Origin of the sequence: Erwinia persicina NBRC 102418 (assembly GCF_001571305.1) — a bacterium.
GTDB classification, from domain to species: domain Bacteria; phylum Pseudomonadota; class Gammaproteobacteria; order Enterobacterales; family Enterobacteriaceae; genus Erwinia; species Erwinia persicina.
Genome location: NZ_BCTN01000007.1, coordinates 139,127 through 157,460 on the forward strand (window position 1 = coordinate 139,127; position 18,334 = coordinate 157,460).

The 18,334-nt window shown below is 54.2% G+C and carries 15 protein-coding genes and 2 tRNA genes; 6 read left to right on the forward strand and 11 right to left on the reverse strand.

Features of this window, described 5'->3' with window-relative positions:
* Positions 1-51: 51 nt before the first annotated feature.
* The 10 genes from infB to rlmE all read right to left on the reverse strand — a co-directional run bounded on the left by infB (position 52) and on the right by rlmE (position 10,814).
* Positions 52-2,745, reverse strand: a complete 2,694-nt coding sequence (infB, locus tag EPE01S_RS09810) for a translation initiation factor IF-2 (RefSeq protein ID WP_062744454.1) — start codon at positions 2,743-2,745, stop codon at positions 52-54.
* Between the two features lie 24 nt (positions 2,746-2,769).
* Positions 2,770-4,275 (reverse strand): transcription termination factor NusA, encoded by a 1,506-nt coding sequence (nusA, locus tag EPE01S_RS09815; RefSeq protein WP_062744455.1) that lies wholly within the window; start codon positions 4,273-4,275, stop codon positions 2,770-2,772.
* Between the two features lie 24 nt (positions 4,276-4,299).
* Positions 4,300-4,752: a ribosome maturation factor RimP gene (rimP, locus tag EPE01S_RS09820; RefSeq protein WP_048914488.1), complete on the reverse strand. Its 453-nt coding sequence runs from the start codon at positions 4,750-4,752 to the stop codon at positions 4,300-4,302.
* A gap of 209 nt (positions 4,753-4,961) precedes the next feature.
* A tRNA-Met gene (locus EPE01S_RS09825) sits at positions 4,962-5,038 on the reverse strand.
* Positions 5,039-5,086: 48 nt separating this feature from the next.
* A tRNA-Leu gene (locus EPE01S_RS09830) sits at positions 5,087-5,173 on the reverse strand.
* Between the two features lie 73 nt (positions 5,174-5,246).
* The gene (gene secG, locus EPE01S_RS09835) at positions 5,247-5,579 is read right to left on the reverse strand and encodes a preprotein translocase subunit SecG (RefSeq protein ID WP_062744456.1); all 333 of its coding nucleotides are present in this window, start codon (positions 5,577-5,579) and stop codon (positions 5,247-5,249) included.
* Positions 5,580-5,876: 297 nt separating this feature from the next.
* The gene (glmM, locus tag EPE01S_RS09840; RefSeq protein ID WP_062744457.1) at positions 5,877-7,211 is read right to left on the reverse strand and encodes a phosphoglucosamine mutase; all 1,335 of its coding nucleotides are present in this window, start codon (positions 7,209-7,211) and stop codon (positions 5,877-5,879) included.
* Position 7,212: 1 nt separating this feature from the next.
* On the reverse strand, positions 7,213-8,052 hold the full coding sequence (gene folP / locus EPE01S_RS09845; RefSeq protein WP_062744458.1) for a dihydropteroate synthase: 840 nt from the start codon (positions 8,050-8,052) through the stop codon (positions 7,213-7,215).
* A gap of 83 nt (positions 8,053-8,135) precedes the next feature.
* Positions 8,136-10,070 carry an ATP-dependent zinc metalloprotease FtsH gene (gene ftsH / locus EPE01S_RS09850; RefSeq protein WP_062744459.1) on the reverse strand — a complete coding sequence of 645 codons (1,935 nt, stop codon included), beginning with the start codon at positions 10,068-10,070 and terminating at the stop codon, positions 8,136-8,138.
* 114 nt (positions 10,071-10,184) lie between these two features.
* The gene (gene rlmE / locus EPE01S_RS09855; protein ID WP_062744460.1) at positions 10,185-10,814 is read right to left on the reverse strand and encodes a 23S rRNA (uridine(2552)-2'-O)-methyltransferase RlmE; all 630 of its coding nucleotides are present in this window, start codon (positions 10,812-10,814) and stop codon (positions 10,185-10,187) included.
* Positions 10,815-10,942: 128 nt separating this feature from the next.
* On the opposite strand from rlmE, the gene yhbY reads away from it, so the two are divergent.
* Complete coding sequence (yhbY, locus tag EPE01S_RS09860; protein WP_062744461.1) at positions 10,943-11,236, forward strand: ribosome assembly RNA-binding protein YhbY; 294 nt, start codon at positions 10,943-10,945, stop codon at positions 11,234-11,236.
* Positions 11,237-11,390: 154 nt separating this feature from the next.
* Here the strand turns inward: yhbY and greA are convergent, their stop codons facing one another.
* On the reverse strand, positions 11,391-11,873 hold the full coding sequence (greA, locus tag EPE01S_RS09865) for a transcription elongation factor GreA (RefSeq protein WP_062744462.1): 483 nt from the start codon (positions 11,871-11,873) through the stop codon (positions 11,391-11,393).
* Between the two features lie 248 nt (positions 11,874-12,121).
* Here greA and dacB point away from each other — a divergent pair, with 248 nt between their 5' ends.
* From dacB to EPE01S_RS09890, 5 genes are all read left to right on the forward strand, one after another.
* Positions 12,122-13,555 (forward strand): serine-type D-Ala-D-Ala carboxypeptidase, encoded by a 1,434-nt coding sequence (gene dacB / locus EPE01S_RS09870; RefSeq protein WP_062744538.1) that lies wholly within the window; start codon positions 12,122-12,124, stop codon positions 13,553-13,555.
* A 4-nt stretch (positions 13,556-13,559) separates the two neighbouring features.
* The gene (gene pmrA / locus EPE01S_RS09875) at positions 13,560-14,222 is read left to right on the forward strand and encodes a two-component system response regulator PmrA (RefSeq protein ID WP_062744463.1); all 663 of its coding nucleotides are present in this window, start codon (positions 13,560-13,562) and stop codon (positions 14,220-14,222) included.
* Positions 14,219-15,274 (forward strand): two-component system sensor histidine kinase PmrB, encoded by a 1,056-nt coding sequence (gene pmrB, locus EPE01S_RS09880; RefSeq protein WP_062744464.1) that lies wholly within the window; start codon positions 14,219-14,221, stop codon positions 15,272-15,274. The genes pmrA and pmrB overlap by 4 nt, the downstream gene beginning before the upstream one ends.
* Positions 15,275-15,525: 251 nt before the next feature.
* Positions 15,526-16,701 (forward strand): isochorismate synthase, encoded by a 1,176-nt coding sequence (locus tag EPE01S_RS09885; RefSeq protein WP_062744465.1) that lies wholly within the window; start codon positions 15,526-15,528, stop codon positions 16,699-16,701.
* Between the two features lie 11 nt (positions 16,702-16,712).
* Positions 16,713-18,326 (forward strand): (2,3-dihydroxybenzoyl)adenylate synthase, encoded by a 1,614-nt coding sequence (locus EPE01S_RS09890; protein WP_062744466.1) that lies wholly within the window; start codon positions 16,713-16,715, stop codon positions 18,324-18,326.
* The last annotated feature ends 8 nt before the right edge of the window (positions 18,327-18,334 follow it).

Here is an 18,334-nt window from a genome sequence, read left to right on the forward strand (position 1 = left end):
ATTGGGAGGCCAGAAGCCTCCCAATTAGTGTTGCTGATTGCGGACGTCGACTTAGTCGATGGTGCGCTGGATTTCGATAATTTCGAAGACTTCGATCATATCGCCAACACGCACATCGTTGTAGTTCTTCACGCCGATACCACATTCCATGCCGTTACGGACTTCGTTAACGTCATCTTTGAAGCGGCGCAGAGATTCCAGCTCGCCTTCGTAGATCACCACGTTGTCACGCAGAACACGGATTGGGTTGTGACGTTTAATATTACCTTCCGTCACCATACAACCGGCGATGGCACCGAATTTCGGTGATTTGAACACGTCACGTACCGCTGCCAGACCGATGATCTGCTGTTTGTACTCTGGTGCCAGCATCCCGCTCATCGCGGCTTTCACTTCGTCAATCAGATTATAGATGACGGAGTAGTAACGCAGATCCAGGCTTTCTGAGTCGATCACGCGGCGCGCTGAAGCATCAGCACGTACGTTGAAGCCTACCAGGATGGCGTTAGAAGCTGCAGCCAGCGTCGCGTCGGTTTCAGTGATACCACCTACGCCGGAACCGATGATTTTCACTTTCACTTCATCAGTAGAAAGCTTCAGCAGTGACTCGGAGATAGCTTCGACAGAACCCTGTACGTCAGCTTTCAGCACGATGTTCAGCTCAGAAACTTCGCCTTCAGTCATGTTCGCAAACATGTTCTCCAGCTTAGATTTCTGCTGACGTGCCAGCTTAACTTCACGGAATTTGCCCTGACGATACAGTGCCACTTCACGCGCTTTCTTCTCGTCACGTACAACGGTCGCTTCATCACCCGCTGCCGGCACACCGGACAGGCCGAGGATCTCAACCGGAATAGAAGGACCGGCAGTCATCACTTCACGGCCCATCTCGTCACGCATCGCACGCACACGGCCGTATTCGAAGCCACACAGAACGATGTCGCCTTTGTTCAGCGTACCTTCACGAACCAGAACCGTTGCGACCGGACCACGACCTTTATCCAGGAAGGATTCGATAACCACACCGCTTGCCATACCCTGACGAACAGCGCTCAGTTCCAGCACTTCCGCCTGCAGCAGGATAGCGTTCAGCAGGTCATCAATACCGGTACCGACTTTCGCTGAAACGCTGACGAACATGTTTTCGCCGCCCCACTCTTCCGGGATAATCCCATACTGAGTCAGTTCAGTTTTAACACGGTCTGGATCGGCATCAGGCTTATCGCATTTGTTCACCGCAACGACAACCGGCACTTTGGCCGCTTTCGCATGCTGGATAGCTTCGATAGTCTGTGGCATCACGCCATCATCTGCAGCAACGACCAGGATAACGATATCCGTTGCCTGAGCACCACGAGCACGCATTGAGGTAAACGCGGCGTGGCCTGGGGTATCCAGGAAGGTTACCATACCGTTGTCAGTTTCAACGTGGTAGGCACCGATGTGCTGAGTAATCCCGCCCGCTTCGCCAGAGGCGACTTTCGTGGAGCGAATGTAGTCCAGCAGAGAGGTTTTACCGTGGTCAACGTGACCCATGATGGTCACGACCGGTGCACGAGACTCATGCACCGCATCGGTATCACGGTCGCTCATGACCGCTTCTTCCAACTCGTTTTCGCGGCGCAGTGTCACTTTGTGACCCATTTCTTCCGCGACCATCTGAGCAGTTTCCTGATCGATGACCTGGTTGATGGTGGCCATGGCGCCCATTTTCATCATCGCTTTGATGACCTGGGAACCTTTCACCGCCATCTTGTTAGCCAGTTCCGCTACGGTGACAGTCTCACCGATAATCACGTCACGGTTAACCGCCTGTGCTGGCTTATTGAAGCCCTGCTGCAGGGTGCTTGGCTTGCGCTTGCCGCCTTTACCGCCGCGAACCTGCGCACGCGCTTCTTCACGGTCAGTTTTCGCTTCAGAATGCTTGTTGCCTTTCTTGCGAACCGGGGCTTTAGCCGGACGAACAGCAGTACGTGTACGGCGGTCACCTTCGACCTGCGCGTCATTTTCGTCTTCTGCTGCACGAGCATGAGTTGAAGTGGTCACGTGATAATCAGAAGTGTCTTCGACTTCTTTAACCTGTGTCCACTCTTCGCCTTTCTCTTCCGCCATTTTACGTGCCTCTTCGGCTACGCGCTTCGCTTCTTCTTCGATCTTGCGAAGCGCTTCTTCTTCCGCTTTACGCTTCAGTTCTGCCGATTCCGCTTCGCGGCGGGCTTTATCGGACTGAGAGGCCCGGGTCATTTCGTCGGTATGTTGATTGCTCACTTTATCTTTTTCCGCTGCTTCACGTTTGGCTTTATCAGCTGCCTCACGCTTGGCCTGCTCCTCGGCTTCACGCTTTGCTTTGTCTTGAGCTGCGCGCAGGGCCTGTTCTTCAGCCTCGCGACGAGCCAGTTCTTCCGCTTCACGCTCTGCCTGGGCTTCCGCTTCTGCCTGTTCAGCATCGGCCGGATCGCCTTTTACATAAGTGCGTTTTTTGCGGACTTCGATTTGCACCGACTTACTTTTGCCCCCGGTGCCTGGAACATTCAAGGTGCTGCGCGTTTTGCGCTGCAGAGTAAGCTTACCAGATCCGCCGCCATGTTCGCGGTTCAGATGGGTCAGCAATGTCTCTTTTTCGTGCTGGGTAACAGAGTCAGTTTCAGACTTTTGGATCCCTGCGTCAGCAAATTGCTGTACCAGGCGTTCTACCGGTGTCTGAATCTCTGCGGCCAGCGATTTTACGGTTACATCTGTCGTCATGCTGTTCCTTCCTGCTACAGTTTATTACGCGTCGTCGCCGAACCAACAAATATTTCGTGCAGCCATAATCAGCTCACCAGCCCGTTCATCGTTCAGGCCCTCAATATCTGACAGGTCGTCCACACCCTGCTCGGCAAGATCTTCCAGCGTACGTACGCCTTTAGCTGCCAGCTTGTAGGCCATCTCGCGCTCCAGACCTTCCAGGTTCAGTAAATCTTCCGCTGGTTGACTGTCGCCGAGGCTCTCTTCCTTGGCCAGTGCCAGGGTGGTTAACGCGTTTTTAGCTCGGTCGCGCAACGCTTCTACTGTCTCTTCATCAAGACCGTCGATTTCCAGCAGCTCGTTAATCGGCACATAAGCCAGCTCTTCCAGAGAAGAGAAGCCTTCTTCGACCAGAACGGTAGCGAAGTCTTCGTCGATATCGAGATGTTTGGTAAAGACGTCGATGGCAGCATGAGCTTCAGCCTGATGCTTGGCCTGCAGGTCGTCGACCGTCATCACGTTTAGCTCCCAGCCACTTAACTGTGAAGCCAGACGCACGTTTTGGCCATTACGGCCGATCGCCTGAGCCAGATTACCGGCTTCTACTGCGATATCCATGGTGTGATTATCTTCATCCACCACGATAGAGGCGACATCCGCCGGGGCCATTGCGTTGATCACGAACTGCGCAGGATTATCATCCCACAGCACGATATCAATACGCTCGCCACCCAGCTCACTGGATACCGCCTGAACACGCGCACCACGCATACCTACGCAAGCACCGACCGGGTCGATACGCTTGTCGTTGGTTTTCACCGCGATTTTGGCTCGTGAGCCTGGATCGCGCGCAGCGGCTTTAATTTCAAGAACTTCTTCAGCAATTTCCGGCACTTCAATGCGGAACAGTTCGATCAGCATTTCCGGTTTGGAACGGCTGACGAACAGCTGAGCACCGCGCGCTTCAGGGCGCACAGCGTACAACACACCACGGATACGGTCACCCGGGCGGAAGTTTTCACGTGGCAACATATCTTCACGAATGATCACGGCTTCTGCGTTGGTATTAGAACCATCGTTTGGTCGCACTTCGAGCGAGATATTATCGCGGTTTACTTTCTTCACCACGCCGGTGATGATTTCGCCTTCCTGCTCGCGGAACTGATCGACGACCATCGCGCGCTCAGCTTCACGAACTTTCTGTACGATAACCTGCTTGGCAGTCTGGGTCGTAATACGGTCAAAGGTGACAGATTCGATCTGGTCTTCAACAAAGCCACCCAGGCCCAGTGATTCATCTTCGTAGACGGCGGCTTCCAGCGTGATTTCACGCGTCGGCATCGTCACTTCGTCCACAATCAGCCAACGACGGAAGGTATCGAAATCGCCACTTTTGCGATCGATACTGACGCGAACGTCAATTTCCTGCTCGTATTTTTTCTTGGTGGCTGTGGCCAGCGCGCTCTCCAGCGCTTCGAAAATCTTCTCGCGTGGGAGGGACTTCTCATTAGAGACCGCTTCTACAACAGCTAAGATTTCTTTGTTCATCCTGGTATGCCTCAATCCGGACTTTTAAAAGTGGGGAACCAGGTTCGCCTTCTGGATGTTACTCAGCGCGAACACTTCGTCGTTACCCTCAACGGCAACAGTAATCATCTCGCCTTCAACAGACTTAATGATACCCTGCCATTTGCGACGGTTCTGGACCGCCATACGCAGCACCAGGCTCACTTCTTCGCCAGTAAAACGTACATAATGTTCTGCGGTAAACATCGGGCGGTCAAGACCAGGCGAGGAAACTTCGAGGTTATAAGCCACGGTAATCGGGTCTTCGACGTCGAATACCGCACTGACCTGGTGACTCACATCAGCGCAATCATCAACATTGATGCCATCTTCACTATCAATATAGATGCGCAAGGTGGATGTGCGACCGCGTACAAACTCAATACCAACCAGTTCGTAGCCTAGCGCTTCTACCGGTGCTGAGATCAGCTCTGTTAATTTTTGCTCTAATGTGGACAATCCCACCCCCAAGACGTAAAAAAAGGGCCTATAGCCCAGTGATGCTGCTTCCTGATAACAAAAAACCCCGAAATATCGGGGCTTAATGCGACTGGACCCTGTACACCGCCATTGGCGGCTCGGCACAATCCAAGAGAATTTTTTTCAAAATCAACTGAGATACCCATGTGATGTATACAGTTTATTTGAAAAAGAACTCTAAGGGAAAGTGGTTGCGGGGGCCGGATTTGAACCGACGACCTTCGGGTTATGAGCCCGACGAGCTACCAGGCTGCTCCACCCCGCGCCCGAATACTACGCAAAACTTGCAGAATTTGCAAGCACAACTGAGATTTGGTACCGAGGACGGGACTTGAACCCGTAAGCCCATGCGGGCACTACCACCTCAAGGTAGCGTGTCTACCAATTCCACCACCACGGCACTAAAGAGGCGACTATTTTATTTCTGTCGCATCGAAATCGTTACTGCTTGTACTGCTGAGGTACTGTACTGCTTACTGCGGGATATCGCTGCCCGGCGCTGCCGGTTTAGCAGGCGTAGTCTGTTGGGACTGTGCCGGCTGAGTCAGGTTTTCCCACTCACTTCCTTTCTGGGTTTTGTTGCTGTTGATGTTACCCAGAACCAGACTGATAATGAAGAACAGGGTCGCCAGCACTGCAGTCATACGGGTCATAAAGTTACCAGAACCGTTAGAACCGAACAGCGTACCAGAAGCGCCTGCACCAAATGATGCTCCCATATCAGCGCCTTTACCTTGCTGAAGCATGATCAGACCCACAAGGCCGATTGCCACAATAAGGAAAACTACTAAAAGAGCTTCGTACATAATCAACCTTGTTCCTGGTGCGTTACACGCACATCAAAAGCTTCAAGCCAGTTAGTCTTAATAAGCAGTTCACAACCTGCCTATGAAGCGGGTGTGAATACTAACCAAAGGTAGCCGCACGTGCAAGGGCAATTTTATTCGCCCTGTCCGAGTGCGGAAAAAACCAGCGAAATGGTGAGTTTACTACCGGATCGCGCCGGTTTCCAGACCGTTTAGGGTAAGAGACAACCGCAAAAATGGGCCGTCCCCTACGTCTATCGCTGGGTCAGATCTTTTATGTCGATCTACCGCGATCGCTTATACCGCTTTTACCGCGTCGGCGATGCGGTGCGCCAGTGCAGTGACCTGCGCTTCGTCTTCTCCTTCGACCATCACGCGGATCAATGGCTCCGTACCGGATTTACGCAGCAGTACACGGCCGCGGCCTTTCAGTTCGGTTTCAACTTCTGCCGTAACGGCCTTCACGGTGGCATCTTCCAGCGGATCGTGGGTGCCGCTGAAGCGCACATTGACCAGAATCTGCGGCAGCAGTTTCATCCCGCTGCACAGGTCATGCAGGCTCATATGGTTGCGTACCATCGCTGTCAGTACCTGCAGCCCCGCCACGATGCCGTCACCGGTAGTGGTTTTGTCCAGCAGGATCACATGGCCGGAATTTTCAGCGCCCAGGCGCCAGCCCTTCTCTTTCAATTTTTCCAGCACATAGCGGTCGCCCACTTTCGCACGGGCAAACGGAATGCCCAGCTGTTTCAGCGCCAGTTCCAGGCCCATATTACTCATCAGTGTCCCCACCACACCGCCGCGCAGCTGGCCCTGACGCAGACCTTCGCGGGCAATCAGATAGAGGATCTGGTCGCCGTCGACTTTATGGCCAAGGTGATCCACCATCATGATGCGGTCACCGTCACCGTCGTAGGCCAGGCCCACATCGGCTTTTTCTGCCAGGACGCGTTCCTGCAGCAGGCGCAGGTCGGTGGCCCCGCACGCTTCATTGATGTTCATGCCGTCTGGCTGCACGCCAATAGCAATCACCGTCGCGCCCAGCTCGCGCAGCACGTTTGGCGCGATGTGATAGGTGGCACCGTTGGCGCAGTCGACCACGATTTTCATGCCATTCAGGCTCAGTTCACTGGGGAAGGTGCCTTTGCAGAACTCAATATAACGCCCGGCAGCATCAACGATGCGGCTGGCCCTGCCCAGTTCAGCAGACTCCACGCAGGTAATCGGTTTTTCCATTTCTGCTTCAATCGCCTCCTCCACTTCATCCGGCAGCTTGGTACCTTCGGTAGAGAAGAATTTGATGCCATTATCATCAAACGGATTGTGCGAAGCGGAAATAACAATGCCAGCTTCCGCACGGAAGGTGCGGGTCAGGTAGGCAATCGCGGGGGTCGGCATCGGACCGGTGAACGCGGCTGACAAACCGGCTGCTGCCAGACCGGCTTCCAGCGCCGACTCCAGCATATAACCAGAGATACGCGTGTCCTTACCGATGATAATCTTTTTGGAACCATGGCGCGCCAGCACTTTACCGGCGGCAAAGCCCAGCTTCAGCACGAAATCAGGCGTGATCGGAGATTCACCCACTTTGCCGCGGATGCCGTCTGTACCGAAATATTTACGTTCACTCATTCTATTTTTCTTCCCTTGCAGACTGTGTGGCTTCGACGACACGCATCGCCTCTACGGTTTCTTTCACATCGTGCACGCGCAGAATATGGGCCCCCTGCATCGCAGCAATGACTGCACAGGCAAGACTGCCCGTCAGACGCTGCGATGGCCCCACGTTCAGGAGCTGACCGACCATACTTTTACGTGACATACCGACCAGCAGCGGCAGACCAAAGTGGTGATAATCAGCCAGGTGCGCCAGCAGTTGATAATTGTGGGACAGATTCTTACCGAAACCGAAACCCGGGTCGAGCAGCAGTTGCGATTTTTTTATCCCGGCGGCTTCGCAGCGGGCGATTTGCGTGACAAAAAAATCATCCACAGCGCGCAAAACGTTGGGGTAGTGAGGTGCCTGCTGCATGGTCTTTGGCTCGCCCTGCATGTGCATCAGGCAGACCGGCAGACCGGTTTCGGCAGCAGCGGCAAGCGCGCCAGGCTCCTGCAGGGAACGGATATCGTTGATGATATGCGCGCCTACGCGGGCGGATTCGCGAATCACTTCCGGTTTTGACGTATCGACTGAAATCCACACTTCAAAACGCTGCGCAATGGCCTCTACCACCGGGATAACCCTCTCCAGCTCCTGCTCAACGCTCACTTCCTCTGCTCCGGGGCGCGTCGACTCGCCACCCACATCAATAATCGTCGCCCCGGCGTTAATCATCTCATTAGCATGGGTCAGTGCCTGGATTAATTCATTATGCTTGCCGCCGTCAGAGAAAGAGTCAGGGGTGACGTTCAGGATCCCCATAACGTGAGGATGCGAAAGGTCGAGCACAGAATCTCTGGCATACAGCTTCATAACAAATGGCTCCGGTAAATATGTATAAAAAAACCCCGGACATTGCCGGGGTTCATCGTTACTGCAGTTTACAGCGCAACCAATTACTTGTCGCCTAACTGCTCTGACATGGTATTGCCTGGGTTTGGCGTGTTCGGTTCATCGACCGGACGCGGCGCCTGCGGCGTGCCATTGCTGTCAGAATTATTGCTGCTACCCGGATCTGTCCAGCCTGCTGGCGGACGGACTTCACGACGCGCCATCAGGTCGTCGATCTGTGGTGCATCAATCGTTTCATACTTCATCAGGGCATCTTTCATCGAGTGAAGGATATCCAGATTTTCTCCGAGGATCACGCGGGCACGTTTATAGTTCACTTCAACCAGAGACTTCACTTCCTGGTCAATGATGCGCGCGGTTTCATCAGACATGTGCTTAGCTTTTGCGACAGAACGACCAAGGAAAACTTCACCCTCTTCTTCTGCATACAGCAATGGACCCAATTTCTCAGAGAAGCCCCACTGTGTGACCATGTTACGGGCAATTGATGTCGCGACTTTGATGTCGTTAGACGCGCCGGTAGAAACATGTTCCACACCGTAGATAATCTCTTCTGCCAGACGGCCACCGTACAGCGTGGAAATCTGACTTTCCAGTTTCTGACGGCTGGCGCTGATTGCATCACCTTCAGGCAGGAAGAAGGTCACACCCAGTGCGCGTCCACGCGGGATAATCGTCACTTTGTGAACCGGGTCGTGCTCTGGCACCAGGCGACCAATAATCGCATGGCCTGCTTCGTGATAGGCAGTCGATTCTTTCTGCGCTTCGGTCATCACCATGGAGCGACGTTCTGCGCCCATCATGATTTTATCTTTGGCTTTTTCAAACTCAACCATCGAAACCACACGTTTGTTGCCACGGGCAGCAAACAGGGCAGCTTCGTTGACCAGGTTAGCCAGGTCAGCACCGGAGAAGCCAGGCGTACCACGAGCAATGATGGCGGCTTCAATATCGGTAGACAATGGCACACGACGCATATGGACTTTCAGAATCTGTTCACGTCCACGCACATCTGGCAGGCCAACCACCACCTGACGGTCAAAGCGACCTGGACGCAGCAGCGCCGGGTCAAGAACGTCAGGACGGTTCGTCGCAGCAATGACGATGATACCTTCATTACCTTCGAAGCCATCCATTTCAACCAGCATCTGGTTCAGGGTCTGCTCACGTTCATCGTGACCACCGCCTAAACCGGCACCGCGCTGACGGCCTACTGCATCGATTTCATCGATGAAGATAATGCATGGCGCTGCTTTTTTAGCCTGTTCAAACATGTCACGGACACGGGATGCACCCACACCAACAAACATTTCGACGAAGTCAGAACCGGAAATGGTAAAGAAAGGCACTTTTGCTTCGCCAGCAATCGCTTTCGCCAGCAAGGTCTTACCGGTACCCGGAGGACCGACCATCAGTACGCCTTTCGGAATTTTACCGCCGAGTTTCTGGAAGCGGCTTGGCTCACGCAGGTATTCCACCAGCTCGCTGACTTCTTCTTTTGCTTCGTCACAACCGGCAACGTCAGCAAAAGTGGTTTTGATTTGATCTTCGGTCAACATGCGGGCCTTGCTCTTGCCAAAGGACATCGCGCCCTTTCCGCCGCCGCCCTGCATCTGACGCATAAAGAAGATCCAGACACCAATCAGTAGGAGCATTGGGAACCAGGAGATGAAGATCGACGCCAGCAGGCTCGGCTCTTCCGGTGGTTCGCCCACTACTTTCACATTTTTAGTCAACAGGTTATCGAGCAACTTGGGATCGTTGACGGGAATGTAGGTCGTGTATCGATTACTGTCTTTTTTGGTTACGTTAATCTCACGCCCGTTAATACGTGCCTCGCGGACCTGATCCTGGTTCACTTCTGACAGGAAGGTTGAATAATCAACCCGACGGCCATTCGACTCGCTGGGCCCAAAGCTCTGGAATACAGACATCAGCACGACTGCGATGACTAACCAGAGAATCAGGTTTTTCGCCATGTCACTCAAGGGATTAACCTCATATTACAACTGTGTTAACAGACAGCGTAGGGTACTCCATATCCTTCACACTTGAAACCGCTGAGGTGCTGACAGCCGTTCCAGTTATTCGGGTTAAGGTTTGCGCCCTGTCGCTACAATGTACACTTCACGCGATCGAGAGCGCGAAGCGTCCGGCTTACGAATTTTTACTTTCGTAAACAGGGAGCGAATTTCCCGGAGGTATTCTTCAAAGCCATCTCCCTGAAACACTTTCACTAAAAAGCTGCCGCCAGGTGCCAGAACGTCACGGCACATTTCTAACGCGAGCTCACATAAATACATTGAACGGGGAATATCCACCGCAGGCGTACCGGTCATATTGGGAGCCATATCTGACATCACAACCTGAACTTTGGTATCCCCTACGCGTTCCAGCAGGGCTTTCAGCACCAGTTCATCACGAAAGTCGCCCTGAAGGAAATCGACACCGACAATAGGATCCATCGGCAGGATATCACAGGCGATGACGCGACCTTTTGACCCAATCTGCGTTACAACATATTGCGACCAGCCGCCGGGAGCCGCGCCGAGGTCAACCACAGTCATCCCCTGCTTGAACAGCTTGTCGCCTTGCTGTATTTCGTCAAGTTTAAACCAGGCGCGCGAACGCAGCCCTTTTTTCTGTGCCTGAAGCACATATTTATCGCTAAAGTGTTCCTGTAGCCAGCGGCTGGAACTGGCCGAACGCTTTTTACCAGTCATACAATTTCCAACTATGATTCAACGTAAGCGATAAATAAACCGCGCAAATCAGCGTTGCCGATTTGGTGATACACCAGAGATGGCGGTAGAATGACCCGTTTTCAATCCCAATGTAAGTAAAAAATACGATGAATCTGAGTACCAAACAAAAACAGCACCTGAAAGGCCTGGCCCATCCTCTGAAGCCCGTCGTTATGCTGGGCAACAATGGTTTGACCGAAGGGGTGCTGGCCGAGATCGAACAAGCCCTTGAGCACCATGAACTTATCAAGGTAAAAATCGCCACAGAAGATCGTGAGACGAAAGCCCTGGTGGTCGAGGCCATCGTGCGCGAAACACGTGCAGTTAACGTGCAGGTTATCGGCAAGACGCTGGTGCTGTACCGCCCAACGAAGGAACGCAAGATCGCCATTCCGCGTTGATTAGCCGAACGGTTTGACTACCGATCTGCTTATCTTAAGCTCAGGACGGGAGAAAGTGCCATGCTCCTGACTCTGATAAAAGGCCGCACAGCGGCCTTTTTCTTATCTTTACAAAACATTCAGCAATACACCGGATATTTTGTGAGGGAAGAAATCAGAGATATTCCACTTTTATGATTTCATATTCCACGTCGCCACCGGGGGTTTTAATAATGGCCACGTCATCCGCCACTTTACCCACCAGGCCACGCGCCATCGGCGAATTTACAGAAATCAGATTCTGTTTAAAGTTGGCTTCGTCATCCCCCACGATACGGTAGGTTGACTCTTCATCTGTATCGACATTCAGCACGGTCACGGTGGCACCGAAAATAACGCGGCCATTAGCATTGCCTGCCATCTTGGTGACATCGATCACCTGGGCATTAGACAGCTTAGCCTCGATTTCCTGAATACGGCCTTCACAGAACCCCTGCTCTTCGCGTGCTGCGTGATATTCGGCATTTTCTTTCAAATCACCGTGTTCACGTGCATCAGCAATTGAGGCAATAATTCTGGGGCGTTTAACGGTTTTCAGCTCTTCGAGCTCTTCGCGCAGTTTTTCCGCGCCCCTTAACGTCATCGGAATCTGGTTCATCTCAATACCTCTTAAAATCTTTCCTGTTCAAAGTGTCGTCATCCTGACGGGTGGCGTGCAGAAAGGCGTCCTGCGGCGCTTACTACTGATTTGAAACGAAAGAAGCCTGACCCGGAGCGAGCTCCAGGCCAGGATCGATTTTGCAATTTGATACGTATTTTACCCCAGAGTTCACTGGGGGTCATCGTTTACTTTCCACCACAATGCACCGTAGTATGACAGCATCACCTGTCAGTTACCGCGAGATTATGCGATTTTCACGAATTGTCACCGGCTTTACCTGCGCATTTATGCTGCAAGCGCAGGCTGCGCCTGTGGAAGACTATACTCAATATCTTCCCGATGGCGCGAACCTTGCACTGGTTGTGCAGAAAATTGGCGCTACCACGCCATCGATCGACTATCACAGCCAACAGATGGCCTTACCGGCCAGTACCATGAAGGTGATCACCGCGCTCGCAGCCCTGTTACAGCTTGGGCCGGATTACCGTTTCCATACGCAGCTGGAAACCAAAGGCAGCCTCAGCGGCAATACGCTGCGCGGTGACCTGGTCGCACGATTTGGCGGCGATCCCACGTTGACCAGGCAGGATCTGCGAAATATGGTCAACGCGTTGAAAAAACAGGGCGTTGAGCATATTGATGGCAATCTGGTGATTGATACGTCGGTCTTTGCCAGCCACGATAAAGCGCCGGGCTGGCCGTGGAATGACATGACACAATGCTTCAGCGCCCCACCGGGGGCCGCTATTGTTGATCGTAACTGTTTTTCCGTTTCCCTGTACAGCGCACCGAATCCAGGCGATAAAGCCTTTATTCGTGTAGCGTCCTGGTATCCGGTCAATATGTTCAGCGAAGTTCGCACGCTGGCTAAGGGTTCTCCGGATGCACAGTACTGTGAGCTTGATGTGGTGCCGGGTGAGTTGAATCGCTTTACGCTTACCGGCTGCCTGACCCAGCGTGCCGAACCGTTACCGCTGGCCTTTGCCATTCAGGATGGGGCCAGCTATGCCGGTGCGATCCTGAAAGCGGAGCTGCAAACGGCCGGGATTGATTACACAGGTCATCTGGTTCGACAGACCCTGGCCACGCAACCCGGAACCGTACTGGCAGAAGCACAGTCCGCGCCGCTGCACGATCTGCTGAAGATCATGCTGAAGAAGTCCGACAACATGATCGCAGATACCGTTTTCCGCACCATTGGCCATGAACGCTTCGGCGTGCCGGGAACGTGGCGTGCCGGATCGGATGCCGTGCGTCAGATCCTGCGGCAGAAGGCGAATATCGATCTGGGTAACAGTATCCAGGTTGATGGGTCGGGCCTGTCACGCCACGATTTGATCTCACCTGCAACCATGATGCAGGTGCTGCAATATATCGCACAGAATGATGCACAGCTGAATTACATTTCCATGCTGCCGCTGGCGGGTTATGACGGGACATTACGCTATCGCGGCGGCCTGCACGAAGCAGGCGTTGATGGCAAAGTGTCGGCAAAAACAGGCTCTCTGCAGGGGGTTTATAACCTCGCCGGCTTTATGACGACAGCCAGCGGTCAGCGCGTGGCGTTTGTGCAGTTCCTTTCCGGTTATGCTGTGCCACCGGAGGATCAGCGCCAGCGCCGTATTCCGCTTGTCCGCTTCGAAAGCCGTCTGTACAAAGACGTTTATCAGAATAACTGAGCCGATGAAAATACTGATCGTTGAAGACGATATGCTGCTGCAACAGGGATTAACCCTTGCTCTAACGGGTGAGGGTTACGCCGTGGATTGCGCTGTTAACGCCGCTCAGGCCGTGGCGTATATACAGAGCGGTCAGTACAGTCTGATCGTGCTGGATCTCGGTCTGCCGGACCGCGATGGTACCGACCTGCTGCGCCAGTGGCGCAAAGAGCATGTTGACCTGCCCGTTCTGATCCTGACGGCGCGTGATGCCCTGTCCGACCGCGTGGACGGCCTCGATGCGGGGGCTGATGACTACCTGATAAAACCTTTTGCCCTTGTGGAGTTGAAGGCCCGTGCCCGCGCGCTGATCCGACGCTATCAGGGAAGAAGCGATAATCTGTTACAGCATGGTGATATTGCCCTCAACCTCTCTTCTCAACAGGTGATGGTTGACGGCCACCCTGTTGAGGTCACACCGAAAGAGTTTTCCCTGCTGACACGTCTGCTGATGCGCATCGGGCAAACTGTGCACCGGGAAACGCTTCAGCAGGATCTTTACAGCTGGCAGGATGACAACGGTTCCAATACGCTTGAAGTGCATATTCACAACCTGCGTCGTAAATTAGGGAAAGATCGTATCAAAACAGTGCGCGGCGTCGGTTACCGGCTGGAAGAGCGCGAATGAACAGTATGCGTCGGCGTTTACTGATGATGCTGGCGCTGATCCTTCTCAGCTGTCAACTGATGAGTGCGTTCTGGCTCTGGCACGAAAGCCGCGAACAGATCAGCTTCCTGGTCAATGAGACGCTTTCTGCCCACGCGCGTAATGATCATGTTGAAAATGAGATCCGTGAAGCCATTGCCTCGCTGCTGCTGCCATCACTGGTGATGGTCTGCTTTACGCTGTTACTCTCTTTCTGGGCCATCAGCTGGATAATCCGTCCGCTGCGTTCGCTGCAAAAAAGTCTGGTCGCGCGGTCTGCTGACAATCTTTCTCCCCTGCCATTACATTCTGAGATGGATGAAATCGTCGCCGTCACCGGGGCTCTTAATCAGCTTCTGGGCCGTCTTGATCATACCTTACAGCAGGAGCGCCTGTTTACCGCCGATGCGGCTCACGAACTGAGAACGCCGCTGGCAGGATTACGCCTGCACTTGGAACTGTTGGAGCAGGAGGGGGTTAAACAGGGACCGATGCTGGTTGAACGCATCGATCAGCTGATGCACGTGATTGAACAACTGCTGATGCTGTCCCGTGCGGGCCAGGCGCTGGCCAGTGGTCACTATCTGACGCTGAACTGGCACCAGATCGTCGATCCCCTGCGCCAGGAAATGGATGAACTGCTGGCTCTGCGACAGCAGACACTCAGAGTCATCACAACCACCACGCGCACGGTACAGGGCGATGCGGTACTCCTCAGGCTGATGCTGCGTAATCTGCTGGAGAATGCCTCACGCTACAGCCCTGAGGGCAGCACGGTGACGCTACTGCTTGAAGATCATGATACCGGCAGCCGGGCCACCGTCCGTGATGAGGGCACAGGGATTGATGCCGGTGCCGTAAATGAGGCGATCAAGGCTTTTCGCCGGATGGACCAGCGCTATGGTGGCAGTGGGCTGGGGCTGAATATCGTCCAGCGTATTGTTCAAATTCATCATGGCCACCTCAGCCTGACTAACCGCAGCGATCGCAGTGGCCTTGATGCTGGCTGCTGGCTGCCCGCTCACCTCGATTAACCCTCCCCCCTGCGAACACCGCCGCTAATTTAATCAGTAATGCTTACCTTTCATAGGGGATCGTGACGGCGGCTATTTCACTGCCAATTTCACGCATAGCGGTACTTAACGCTGTGTGTGTAAAAAATTCCTTACGCTAACTAAATTAATTTACCTTTATTGACACTCTCAGATAATCGACGTAGCTTACTGCAGCTGAAAGCAAATGATAATGGTTCTTACTACGTTTATCATTTAAATGAGGATGCACGATGGAATCGTTAACGTCACACAGTACGCTACAGTTTGCCTCGCAGGCCGCCGCCAGTAGCTTTTTCTTTATGTCTCCCTGGCGCAGTCTGGTCGCGCAGGGCTGCTTTACGACCGTCACTGCCCCCGCCCTGGGAGGAGAATCGCTGGAAGGTGAATTCCAGCAGGAAATCCGCCAGCGATTACGTGATGCGAAGCACCAGGGGATTGAAAAACCGATCGTCGTCGGAGCTATCCCTTTTGATCCCAGCCAACCTTCTTCACTGTTTATCCCGGAATCCAGCCTGTACTTCGATGGCAAAGCATTCCTGCAGCAAATGGGGGCGCCAAAAAGCCAGTTACCTGAAGTGGTTCGCCGCACTGCCCTGCCAGAGCAGCAGGCATTTATGCAGATGGTGAGCCAGGCCGTCGCTGCCACCGGCGCACGGAAGCTGGATAAGGTCGTGCTGTCACGACTGATGGACATCGTTACCGCTGAGAAAGTGGACATTGCCAACCTGATGACCCGGCTGATGACGCAGAACCCGGGTAGCTATAACTTTCATGTTCCTCTGCCAGAAGGCGGCTCTCTGCTTGGTGCCAGCCCGGAACTGCTGTTGCGTAAGCACGACAAACGCTATTACACCCATCCTCTGGCCGGTTCTGCTCGTCGCGACAGCGATCCGCAGAAAGATCGCCTTGCCGGCGAGCAGCTGATGGCCTCGGTTAAGGATCGTTACGAGCATAAGCTGGTGACAGACGCGATGCGTGATGTCTTACAGCCGCGCAGCGCACGCCTCACCGTGCCCTCAACTCCTGAGCTAATGACAACCTCAACGCTCTGGCATCTGGGCACGCCGATTGAAGGCGAAGCGGGCAATCAAACCGATACCGCCCTTTCGCTGGCCTGCCTGCTGCATCCGACGCCGGCCCTGAGCGGCTTCCCTCATGCCACTGCACAGCAGCTGATTTCCGAACTGGAACCGTTCAATCGCGGCCTGTTTGGCGGCATTGTCGGCTGGTGCGATGAACAGGGTAACGGCGAATGGGTCGTCACCATCCGCTGCGGGAAGGTCAACGGCAATCGCGTTCGCCTGTTTGCCGGTGCCGGCATTGTGCCCGCCTCCTGCCCGGAATCAGAATGGCGGGAAACCGGCGTCAAACTGAACACCATGCTACGGGCATTTGGCCTTAACTAAAGAGTGCTGCCATGACAATCCCTTATACCCGCTGGCCGGACGATCTGGCCGCCCGATATCGTGCTAAAGGCTACTGGCTGGATCTGCCGCTCACGGACATCCTGCAACGCCATGCCGGCAGCAGCGCCATTGCTGTTATTGATGGCGCACGCCGCTTGCGTTATCAGGATCTGGCGCAGCAGTCAGATCGTCTGGCCGCCTCGTTATCACGCCGGGGTTTGAAGTGCGGTGACACGGCCCTGGTACAACTGGGTAATGTTGCCGAGTTTTACATAACGTTTTTCGCTCTGTTGAAAATAGGTGTCGCCCCGGTGAATGCGCTGTTCAGCCATCAGCGCAATGAACTGAGCGCCTATGCGCTGCAGATCCAGCCCGCGCTGTTGATTGCCGACCGGCAGCACAGCCTGTTTGCCAGCGATGAGTATCTCACTCAGCTTCAGCAGGACATTCCGGCACTGAAGGTGGTGGCGATGCACAATGACAACAGTGCTGCGCTGTCACTGTCAGCCATGATGGACGAGGATAACGGCGACGTTGTTGCCCGCCCGTCTGCCGCCGATGAGGTTGCCTTCTTCCAGCTGTCTGGTGGCAGCACCGGCACACCGAAGCTGATCCCGCGGACCCACAATGATTATTACTACAGCATCCGGGGCAGCGTCGAAATTTGTCAGTTCAGCGAACAGACGCGTTATCTGAATGCCCTGCCCGCTGCGCACAACTATGCCCTGAGTTCACCAGGCTCCCTCGGCGTGTTTTACGCTGGCGGCTGCGTGGTGATGGCGAACGATCCCAGCGCCAGCCTCTGCTTTCCGCTGATTGAACAGCATCAGGTCAACGTCGCCGCGCTGGTGCCACCGGCCGTCAGCCTGTGGTTACAGGCGATTCAGGAGTGGGGCAGTAACCAGGCGCTGGCCTCACTCACCCTGCTACAGGTAGGCGGGGCAAGACTCAGCGAATCGCTGGCGGCACGCATTCAGACGGACATCGGCTGCCAGCTGCAGCAGGTCTTTGGTATGGCGGAAGGTCTGGTCAACTACACCCGCCTTGATGATGACATGTCGCATATTCTCACCACACAGGGCCGCCCCATTTCTGACGATGACGAAGTCTGGGTTGCCGATGAACAGGGGCACCCGCTGCCCCCAGGGGTAACCGGCCGTCTGATGACGCGCGGTCCCTATACCTTCCGGGGTTACTACAACAGCCCGGAACATAATGCCGCCAGTTTTGATTCGCAGGGCTTCTACTGCTCCGGCGATCTGATTGCTATCGCCGAAGATGGCTACATAACCGTGCAGGGCCGTGAGAAAGATCAGATCAACCGGGGGGGCGAGAAGATCGCCGCGGAGGAGGTCGAAAACCTGCTGCTGCGCCACGAAGATGTGATCCATGCGGCCCTGGTGTCAATGGAGGACAGTCTGATGGGCGAAAAAAGCTGTGCCTTCATTGTCGCACGTCGTGTGCTCAAGCCGGTGGTACTCCGGCGTCACCTGCGCGAGCTGGGCGTGGCCGAATTTAAACTGCCGGATCGTATTGAATGCGTAGAGGCATTGCCACTGACCCCGGTGGGGAAAGTCGACAAAAAACGCCTGCGCCAGCAGCTGGCCACTCAGCAAAACGGATAACTTTTCAG

Bases quoted from the DNA above. Each gene is read 5' to 3' on its own strand.
- infB (WP_062744454.1), bottom strand. From the start codon at position 2,745: ATGACGACAGATGTAACCGTAAAATCGCTGGCCGCAGAGATTCAGACA.
- nusA (WP_062744455.1), bottom strand. From the start codon at position 4,275: ATGAACAAAGAAATCTTAGCTGTTGTAGAAGCGGTCTCTAATGAGAAG.
- secG (WP_062744456.1), bottom strand. From the start codon at position 5,579: ATGTACGAAGCTCTTTTAGTAGTTTTCCTTATTGTGGCAATCGGCCTT.
- glmM (WP_062744457.1), bottom strand. From the start codon at position 7,211: ATGAGTGAACGTAAATATTTCGGTACAGACGGCATCCGCGGCAAAGTG.
- folP (WP_062744458.1), bottom strand. From the start codon at position 8,052: ATGAAGCTGTATGCCAGAGATTCTGTGCTCGACCTTTCGCATCCTCAC.
- ftsH (WP_062744459.1), bottom strand. From the start codon at position 10,070: ATGGCGAAAAACCTGATTCTCTGGTTAGTCATCGCAGTCGTGCTGATG.
- rlmE (WP_062744460.1), bottom strand. From the start codon at position 10,814: ATGACTGGTAAAAAGCGTTCGGCCAGTTCCAGCCGCTGGCTACAGGAA.
- yhbY (WP_062744461.1), top strand. From the start codon at position 10,943: ATGAATCTGAGTACCAAACAAAAACAGCACCTGAAAGGCCTGGCCCAT.
- greA (WP_062744462.1), bottom strand. From the start codon at position 11,873: ATGAACCAGATTCCGATGACGTTAAGGGGCGCGGAAAAACTGCGCGAA.
- dacB (WP_062744538.1), top strand. From the start codon at position 12,122: ATGCGATTTTCACGAATTGTCACCGGCTTTACCTGCGCATTTATGCTG.
- pmrA (WP_062744463.1), top strand. From the start codon at position 13,560: ATGAAAATACTGATCGTTGAAGACGATATGCTGCTGCAACAGGGATTA.
- pmrB (WP_062744464.1), top strand. From the start codon at position 14,219: ATGAACAGTATGCGTCGGCGTTTACTGATGATGCTGGCGCTGATCCTT.
- EPE01S_RS09885 (WP_062744465.1), top strand. From the start codon at position 15,526: ATGGAATCGTTAACGTCACACAGTACGCTACAGTTTGCCTCGCAGGCC.
- EPE01S_RS09890 (WP_062744466.1), top strand. From the start codon at position 16,713: ATGACAATCCCTTATACCCGCTGGCCGGACGATCTGGCCGCCCGATAT.